This window comes from Odoribacter sp. N15.MGS-14, assembly GCF_000980245.1.
Classification (GTDB): Bacteria; Bacteroidota; Bacteroidia; order Bacteroidales; family Marinifilaceae; genus Odoribacter; species Odoribacter splanchnicus.
Genome location: NZ_LARE01000088.1, coordinates 1 through 9,236, shown reverse-complemented (window position 1 = coordinate 9,236; position 9,236 = coordinate 1). Strand labels below are relative to the sequence as shown.

The 9,236-nt window shown below is 43.8% G+C and carries 8 protein-coding genes; 2 read left to right on the top strand and 6 right to left on the bottom strand.

Annotation, left to right across the window (positions count from 1 at the left end):
* The first annotated feature begins 107 nt into the window (after positions 1–107).
* Positions 108–1,274 carry a sensor histidine kinase gene (locus tag WS34_RS13305; RefSeq protein ID WP_046405378.1) on the top strand — a complete coding sequence of 389 codons (1,167 nt, stop codon included), beginning with the start codon at positions 108–110 and terminating at the stop codon, positions 1,272–1,274.
* On the top strand, positions 1,271–1,960 hold the full coding sequence (locus tag WS34_RS13300) for a response regulator transcription factor (RefSeq protein WP_046405376.1): 690 nt from the start codon (positions 1,271–1,273) through the stop codon (positions 1,958–1,960). The genes WS34_RS13305 and WS34_RS13300 overlap by 4 nt, the downstream gene beginning before the upstream one ends.
* Before the next feature lie 54 nt (positions 1,961–2,014).
* Here WS34_RS13300 and WS34_RS13295 read toward each other — a convergent pair whose 3' ends face one another.
* From WS34_RS13295 to WS34_RS13260, 6 genes are all read right to left on the bottom strand, one after another.
* Positions 2,015–3,046 (bottom strand): LacI family DNA-binding transcriptional regulator, encoded by a 1,032-nt coding sequence (locus tag WS34_RS13295; protein ID WP_013613644.1) that lies wholly within the window; start codon positions 3,044–3,046, stop codon positions 2,015–2,017.
* An 18-nt stretch (positions 3,047–3,064) separates the two neighbouring features.
* Positions 3,065–5,125, bottom strand: a complete 2,061-nt coding sequence (locus WS34_RS13290) for an HD family phosphohydrolase (protein WP_022161388.1) — start codon at positions 5,123–5,125, stop codon at positions 3,065–3,067.
* A gap of 194 nt (positions 5,126–5,319) precedes the next feature.
* A complete protein-coding gene (gene fabD, locus WS34_RS13285; RefSeq protein WP_013613646.1) occupies positions 5,320–6,195 on the bottom strand; it encodes an ACP S-malonyltransferase in 876 nt (291 codons plus the stop codon).
* 18 nt (positions 6,196–6,213) lie between these two features.
* Positions 6,214–6,840, bottom strand: a complete 627-nt coding sequence (folE, locus tag WS34_RS13280) for a GTP cyclohydrolase I FolE (RefSeq protein WP_013613647.1) — start codon at positions 6,838–6,840, stop codon at positions 6,214–6,216.
* A 134-nt stretch (positions 6,841–6,974) separates the two neighbouring features.
* Positions 6,975–8,138 carry a hypothetical protein gene (locus tag WS34_RS15725; protein WP_286693788.1) on the bottom strand — a complete coding sequence of 388 codons (1,164 nt, stop codon included), beginning with the start codon at positions 8,136–8,138 and terminating at the stop codon, positions 6,975–6,977.
* A gap of 336 nt (positions 8,139–8,474) precedes the next feature.
* Complete coding sequence (locus WS34_RS13260) at positions 8,475–8,807, bottom strand: helix-turn-helix domain-containing protein (protein WP_046405374.1); 333 nt, start codon at positions 8,805–8,807, stop codon at positions 8,475–8,477.
* Positions 8,808–9,236: the final 429 nt, after the last annotated feature.

Sequence of the window (9,236 nt, the reverse complement as noted above, 5' to 3'; positions counted from 1 at the left end):
TGTTGGCGTGTACCTTGATAAAACTATACGTGGAGAAAGAGACAAATTTAATTGAAACATTGAAAAATGGCCTTGAGAAGAATATTGATATATATAATCAAAGGACAATGAATGCCACTGGAAATATTCTTTCTTTTTCATTGGATCACATCATAGTTTTTAGAAACCGACAAAAATTTGTTTTTTCTTTTAAGTCGGAAATGGAGGCGAAAAAGATGAGTGTCTGCGCTATGTATGATATCCGTGACACAGCTTTGTGGACGTTGTGGGGATTGGATTCTTCATTTTGCAGGCAGATGGATAAGGAAGCGGTTAGTTATATGTTGGAATTACAGGATAGTACGGGAAAGGTAATCGATGTTGTAAAGCAGGGGTTTAATAAAATTCCCCGGGGAAAAGAGGATTTTTCCATGCCCTTGGGATTATTGGAGAAGCATATTATTAGAGCTCGTTTCGGTTTACCTGTAGGGGTATTTCTTTATGATGAGTGGCCGATGGTTTTGTTTTTGGTAGCTTCGGCTTGGATGTTGGGATTGATCTTTTATTGGCAACACTATTTGGTACATAAAGAAAAGCGGATCCGGCAGCATGAGGAATTGAATATTCAGACTGTGAATCACGATATGAAGTCACCGGTTGGAATTGCCGGGACATACTTGGGTTTGGTGGACTGGGAGGGGATAAGCGGTTTGACTTCGCAACAGCAAAAAAATTTCCGGGTAGCGCAGGAAGCCATCGGACGTTTGGAAATTTTGGTAAAAAAGATGTCGGTAAAACTGGTGAATGAGAGGGGATTGGTATTGAACTATGAGGTATTTGAATTACCGGTATTGGTACAGGAAGTATGGAGAAGTATAGAAGGAGAGATTCCGGATCGGAAGGCAGTACGGTTTTCGGTTTTATGTAGGCTGAAGGGAGATCCGATGATTTGTGCAGATCGCTTGCAATTGGGACGTGCGTTGGGGAATTTACTCCGGAATGCGGTGAAATATTCCAGAGAAGAGGTCGGGATTGTGGTCGGATGTGTCCGAAAAGGGACGAGATTATGGATTTTTGTAAAGGATAATGGTTATGGGATTGAGAAAGCAGATCAGAAACATATGTTCGAGACGGGCTATCGTTCGCCTTCGGTGGAACGCAGGACGGAGGGAACAGGACTGGGATTGAGCTTTGTTAAAATGGTAATGTCGGCACATGGAGGAAGAATAGTCTACCGGACCCGGGAAGGAGGGGGAAGCCGTTTTGTCTTGATCATGAAAAGTAAACAGAGATGACAACGATTCATTTATTATATGTGGATGATGAAGAAAACTGGTTGAATGCAGTCGGACAGATCTTGCAAACCGAGGAGTTTGTCGTAGATACGGCCACTGACGGGGAAATGGCGTTGCAGAAAATGGCTGAACAGCGGTATGATATGATTCTGCTGGATGTTCGCTTGAAGGAAGAAAACGGTTGGGAATTGGTACGTAGATTTAAGCAGGTCCAACGGGAGGTGGCTGTAGTGTTGTTTACTTCGGATTATGAAGTGGAGAGGTTGACCGATGTTTTTGGGGTCGGTGTAGAAGATTATTTGGAAAAAAGCAGTGATATCGGGATATTAGCCAACCGATTAAAGGCCTTACATTATCGTTTTGTGAAAAGTCGGGAACAACAGGAGTGTTACCGGATTGCTTCCGAAGTATTTTTTCGTGTGAATGCCGGAATCTTGGTTGTAAAGGGGAAAGAACGTTATCTGAAATCGAATGAAGCTTGTCTTTTGAAGTTATTGTGTCGGAAAATGGGAACGGTGGTGAAGATCGAAGAGTTGTATGCAGGAATTTGGGGAAAAGCTATACTCTTCGATTCTAAGGATAAAGCACTCCGGAATCTTGTATCAGAGTTGAGAAAGACCTTGGAAGGTACTGGGTTAGAGATTAGAAATAAACGATTTGCAGGATATTATTTGAAGGGAGAATAAAAAAACGGAAATTTATTCCCCCAGTCAGATTGCTGATTGGGGGAATATCGGTTCTTATTGCATAAACGAGCGGTCGGAGGATTCGCGGACGATCAGTTCGCTGTTGATCACTTCCTCGCGGATTTGTGCATGTTTGGCGTCGAGGATTTGTTCGAAAAGAAGCTCGGCAGCCGTTTCGCCGATCTTTTCGGGAAATTGGTTGATGGTGCTGACCGAAGGGGTCATATATCGGGAACGTTTGCTGTTGGAGAAACCGAAAACAGCTACTTCTTCCGGTATTTTCAATCCTTTTTCTTTTATTGCTTCGATTGCTCCGATGGCCATATCGTCATTGATTCCGAAAATGGCATCCGGCATATTTTTCATATTCAATAACCGTTGAGTGGCCTCTTTGGCTGCTTTTACGGAGAAGTCTTCACATCTGACGATGTAGTCGGTATTGATTTCCAGTTTGTTCAGCGTCATGGCTTTCAGATACCCTTTCATCCGGTTCTTCCCGATAGAAAGTTGTTCCGGGCCGGTTAGCAGGGCGATTCTTCTGGCTCCGCCATGGATGAGATGTTGTACGATTTTGAAAGCAGCATCGGCATCGTCGGCAACGACTTTAGAGACATCCAGTTCTTTCGCAGTCCGATCGAATAATACCAAAGGCACGCCCATATCCTGAATCTGTTTGATATGTTCATACGAAGTGGTGGCTTTAGAAATAGACAGAATGATTCCATCACAACGGTTGGCCAGAAATATATCGATGTTTTTCTTTTCTTTTTCGAAAGTTTCGTTGGAAGAAGCTACTAGTACATTGTATCCGTATTTATCGGCAACATCCTCTATCTTTTTGACAACGGTAGCGAAAAAGGTATTCACAATCTGAGGCACCACCACGCCGATCGTGTTACTTTTGTGAGTCTTTAAAGCCACTGCTATGGGATTGGGTTTGTAGCCCAGTTCTTTGGCCAGGGCCTGCACGGTTTTACGGGTTTGTTGGCTGATCTCAGGATTATCTTTCAGCGCCCGTGACACTGTAGATACAGAGATATTTAGTTTTTCTGCTAAGTCTTTGATTGTGATGGCTTTCTGTGTCATATTCCTAAGTTTTAATGTTTATTTTTTTTCTTCTTGTTTGAGTTTAGGATAAGCGATTCGGGAATGGTAGATGTTAGTCAGCATTTCGATAAATACCTTTTTCACCGTTGCAATGTCTTTAAAAGTGATGTCTGCATTGGCATAGCGCCCGTCCTGTAGTTGCCCGTCGATGATATTGTTGACTACTTTCGTGATATTTTCTTCGGTCTTGTCGACCAGCGTACGGGAGACTGCTTCTACGGCATCGGCCATCATGACTACGGCACATTCCCGGCTGACCGGATCCGGTCCGTCATAAGTGAACAGCGATTCGTCGATTTCCCGGTCAGGATATTTGTTTTTAAAAGAATTGTAGAAGTATTTTACCTTGCTTTTTCCGTGATGGGTACGGATAAAGTTGATAATACCTTCGGGCAAATTATACTTCTTGGCCATTTCGACTCCTTTACGGACATGGTCGATGATGTGCTGGGCACTGACATCGAATTCACACTGGTCATGTGGGTTGATTCCCCCGCTTTGATTTTCGATAAAAAAGATCGGATCGAATGTTTTACCGATATCGTGATAAAGAGCACCGGTACGGGTGAGTAAAGGATTCCCGCCGATCCGGTAAATAGCTTCCTCGGCCAGATTGGCGACCATCAGCGAATGCTGGAAGGTACCCGGAGCTTTCTTGGTCAGGTTGCGCAAGGCCGGATGATTCGGATTCGAGAGTTCGATCAGTGTGATTTCGGAGGTATAACCGAAAATCCGTTCAAAGATATAGATCACCGGGTAAGTGAGTGTCAGTAGCAGGCAATTGATGGCCAGCCAGATCAGCGCAAACAAGTGGGTACCGCGGATCTCGCCTTCCTGGGTCAGGATAAAGGCCATATATACGAGTGTATAGGTGATAAAAATCAGAAATATAGACAGGATCAGCTGACTACGCCGTTGCAGGTGCGACAGACTGAATATGGCTACAATGCCGGCTGTGACCTGCATGAAAGCGAACATGTAACTGTTGGGGGCATAGTAGGAAATCAGCAGCGTACTGCTCAGCAGAAGATACAAAGCCGAACGGCTACCGATCAGGATGTTTACGATGATGATGAAAAACAATACCGGTACCGCAAACATATTGATACTCTGATGATATCCCAAACTACCGAGCATAATGGTGGCTAGAAATAAACCGTAAAGGAATATAAATTCCCGGTTGTTGTAGAAAATCCGTTTTTTGGAATAGTAGAAAAAAATGGAAAATACCAGCAGGGCTACCAGCACTAAAAGGAATTGACCGCCGATAGTCCGCATATAAGTTTCGGTAGATCCCAGATTATTCTGGTATTCGGTTTTGAGGGAATTCAGTATCTTTACCTTTTCGGGAGTAACCAGTTCACGCTTGGTGATGATAATATCGCCTTGTTGCACCATGCCTTCTGTGAGACTGATACTTTTCAGGTGGTTCAGGTGTTCGATCGTTGTTTTCGAGGCGTCGAATTCCAGGTTTGGCTGCAAATAGTTGTTCAGGTTCAGGCTTAGAATATTTTCCCGTACCGATTTCGGAAAATGGAGTTGGTCGATAGCCTGGCTTAAAGCCGAATAAGCCTTTTTCAAGGTATATACCTGATCGAATTCTACGGTATGCCCGATATTGTTCTCGACGATTTTAATGGTTTTTACTTTCCTGGCATCCAACTCTTCGGGCAATTGCAGGATGCCGGCCGTATAGATATCTTTGAGCCGGTCGGTCAGTTTATTCAGGGAGCCGGAAGTCGTTTCATTGCGGAAAGCATGCAGGGCTGTCCTGAATTTACCGGTTTGCAGATCGGCCGTATTCGTATTTAAGATAAAAATCGGACTTTGTTCCTGTACTAATTTTTCCCGTTCTTCCTGTAATTCGTCTTCTGTTTTATGGATCGGAAAATCGAAAGGAGCCGTCAGGGTTTCGTATCTCCAGGGCATACCTTTTTGATATTCATACTGGAAACTACCGACTTTGGGGAATAAATATACCGTGATTACACAAATCGAGAGTATAATCAATAATCTGAAAAAAGCATTTAAACGACGTTTTAATTTTTTGTCGGACATAGAGATACACAATAGCCATTATACAGGGCTAAAGATATAAAATTATTGGAGAAAAATCGGAAACCTTCGGAAATTTGTTTTGAGAGGAAAAAAGTACATTCAGTTTGCCGGGATTCATTGGTGCTTGTTGAGAAAACCTGAGGCTCTGTTTAGAAAAATTGTCTCAACGGAATCTCAGATTCTCTCAGCAATTTTTATTGAATACCGTTGGTCTCGATTTCGGTGCTGACCTTTTTAAGCAGGCCTTGTAATACTTTGCCCGGTCCGATTTCCAGGAAAGAGGTAGCTCCGTCGGCAATCATATTTTTCATGATCTGTGTCCATCTGACCGATGCGGTCAATTGGGCGATCAGGTTTTCCTGAATCTTAGCCGGATCGGTATAAGGTTGAGCATCTACATTCTGATAGATCGGGCAGACCGGGGTTGAGAAACGGGTGTTTTTAATGGCTGTTTCCAGTTCCTGGCGTGCCGGTTCCATCAACGGAGAGTGGAAGGCACCTCCGACTTTTAAAGGCAATACACGTTTCGCTCCGGCTTCGGTCAGTTTCTGGCAAGCGGTCTCGATCCCTTTGTTGCTACCTGAAATAACGATCTGCCCCGGACAATTGTAGTTAGCGGGAACCACCACTTCGTCGATCTCTTTACAGATCGCTTCTACTTTTTCGTCGGCCATTCCGATCACTGCGGCCATGGTAGAAGGATTGGCTTCGCAGGCTTTTTGCATCGCCAGCGCTCTGGCGTGTACCAGGCGTAATCCGTCTTCGAAAGATAAAGCTTTGGCAGCGACCAGGGCTGAGAATTCTCCCAGGGAGTGGCCGGCTACCATATCCGGGGTTTCGGTCAGCGAGTTGGCCAGAATCACGGAGTGAAGGAATATCGCCGGTTGGGTTACTTTGGTTTGTTTCAGGTCTTCGTCGGTGCCGTTGAACATCAGATCCGTAATGCGGAATCCCAATATTTCGTTCGCTTTTTCAAATAATTCTTTTGCTTCGGGTGAGTTTTCATACAAATCCTTGCCCATTCCTACGAATTGAGCTCCCTGTCCCGGGAAAACAAATGCTTTTTTCATACTCGTTTTGTTTATTTCTTAATGAAACTTATTACTGATCAGCCGGATGAATTCCTCCCGCGTGGCGAGTTTCTCGAATGCGCCGCTGAAGTCGGAAGTCGTTGTTACCGAGTTTTGTTTTTGAACGCCCCGCATCATCATACACATGTGCTGTGCTTCGATCACCACGGCAACGCCCAGGGGGTTGAGGGTGTTCTGGATGCAGTTCTTTATGTCGTTTGTCAATCTTTCCTGTACTTGCAGTCTTCTGGAAAAAGCTTCCACTACCCGTGCTATTTTGCTTAGCCCGGTGATGTATCCGTTCGGGATATACGCCACGTGAGCCTGCCCGATGAAAGGCAACATATGGTGTTCACACATGGAATAGATCTCGATGTTTTTCACAATAACCATCTGGCGGTAATCTTCTTTGAAAAGTGCCGACCGCAGAATTTCCTCCGGATTCTCGTGATACCCCCTTGTCATAAATTGCATGGCTTTTGCCACGCGGTAGGGAGTTTTTACCAAACCTTCCCTGTCGGGGTCTTCGCCCAGCAGTTTCAGTATTTCTTTATAATGGTAACTTAATTGTTCGGTCTTTGTTTTATTGTAGTATTCTACTTTGTGGTAGAATTCTTCGCAGTCGTCCAATTCCGTGTATTTCATTCAAACTCTCTTTTATATGCTTGATTTATCATTCGTGTCGGTAATGAAAAACCCGGTACAAAGTAAAATATAATAATCGAGAATTGAAAATCGGGAACAGGAATTTCATGGACCGGGTTTTTGTTCATGTTTTATCATGAATTTATTTTCACGTGGAAATATCGGCAGGCGGAGAACCTGGTGCCGGTTTCGTTGCAGAAGAAAATGTACACGTGCGCCTTTTTTCCGATGGATTCATCGAGGGTAAATTCTCCATGCAGCTCTCCGCGTCTTCCTTTTACCTGGCTGGCGACCCGGGGGATACGGGAATCGTTGTCATATAATACCCCTATTTGTAATCTGTCCGTTCCGGATACGGTTTTCCACATCCGTTCTTCTTGCCATGTGACCTTGAACAGAGGACCTTCCCCGCTTACTTTCAGATTCCTGGGGAGAGGTAAAGTGCCATCCGTGAACATGAAATTCCCGAAATCGGCGATTTGGCCTTCCTCCCCGAAGCAATGGAAATTTCTTGAGAAAAACACGTTCGGGGCGTGTCGTCCCACTGTTTTTGCCACGGCCCGCCAGATTTCGGGCGACACTTGTTTGGCAAACGTCATGTAAAAAACTTGTACTGCCTTGAAGCGTATCGCTACGGCCTGCTGTTTGGGGGTACGTCCCTCGGTTTCCCATTTCCGTTTTTTGCCGGGAATGGCATAACGCCGGACGTATGTGTTATTACCTCTCGTGTAAAAAATAAGGTTATTGTGTCTTCCTTGAAATTGTCCGTTGATAAAATCTTTGACTTTCATGATATAATACTTTAAATATTTGATAATGGTATTTATATAGACGACAGGGGGGCACTTCACTCCGTATGTCTTGTCGTCCGCATTGCAATAGGCGAGGCCTTCCATAGCCGTGTTCTCAAACGTGATTTTTGAAGTCGAAGTGTTGTACGTGGCGGTGATGTCCGGTTCCGTGAGCGATCCTTGTGCACATTGCAGCTGTTCGTAGTCCACGGTTAGCGTATCGTCTTCCAGCGTGCAAATACCCTTATTCAAGGACATGAAGGCGTTTGCCGGCGATTGCCCCCGCTTGCGTTGGGGAAATCCGAGTGTGATTGCCGGGGCAAGTGCCTGGGATAGTTTGATCAGCTTTCCGAACTTTGTCCGTTGTGCAACAGCTGCCGGGGATGCGGAAATTTTCCCGGCAGATGAACTTTTGCGAGCCATATTCTCGCATTTGCGTATGTAGTAAGAGATCTTACCGATACGTCCCCGATAGCTATTTATCGGATCTGAGATTATTCTAGCCATAGCTTTAAAAATTAAACTGTTAATAATACATTTTTCCCTCCAACTCACTTGGATGGGATTTACATATGGTATCTTACTACATGGGGGCTGGAATTTGCACTTTTACGGGAGAAAAAATGCAGGGAAGTTGAAAATATTTTGTAGTGTGCAGGTAGATAGATGGGTAATCGTAGAATTGAACGTGCGTTTGGGGGGATTGGTGGAATAGAAATGTTGTATAAATTTTCTTCTATAGAAAATTTTTTCTATAGAAGAAAATTTATACAAAATAATTACTATAATTTATCAGTAAATTTAATAATGTCTCTATTTAGGCTTGTCGGATTGTTTATAAGGTTACCATAAAGTAACCTTTCCCGCGATGCCTAAATCAAGGCTGGCTGTTGTAATTCCCAGAGCCTTGAATACTCTCCTCATCGTGGAAAGGGTAATCGAACAATTCCCGTTCTCCAGCTTGCAAATTTGGGAACGTTTAACCCCTATTCGTTCGCCTAATTCTTCTTGCGTGAGGTGCTGTTTCAGGCGTGCGTTTTTAATAGCTTCTCCTACAAAATAAGCTTGAACCTCTTCCTTGAGTTGCTCTTCCATCGCGTCCCTTGCGGGAGTTCCAACTTTTCCCCATACATCGTCTATTAATTTGCCAGAGGGGGTAAAACTCATCTTTGTCATAGTATAAAATGTTATGCTTAAAGTTACAAAATCTTTAGGTAATAACAAAGCTCCTGCTTGTGAAAGTCGGGGCTTTGTGCATAAAAAAAGAGGTGTGACACACCTCCATTATTAATTTGTTCATATTAGTTATTTAATCATAATCTTGTGCATAGTTCCTGTATTAGTTCTTTCGAAGGGTCTTTTCCCACTCTAGAATGATACGTGAAAAGCACAAGTGTTCCTTTCAAGTTAGTTTCTAACAAACAGTCATAACTCACCCTGTCTGGATGATCAATTAGTCCCTTGATATGACACAAATCCCCGCAATCTAATGACTTTTCCAGTTCGAATTGGTATCCCATCCAGATATTTTGATCAGAAGTTGCATTTTTACCCCACAAACCCCATGAACTCCTGTTTTTCACCACGATCAAACGAGGACGTATA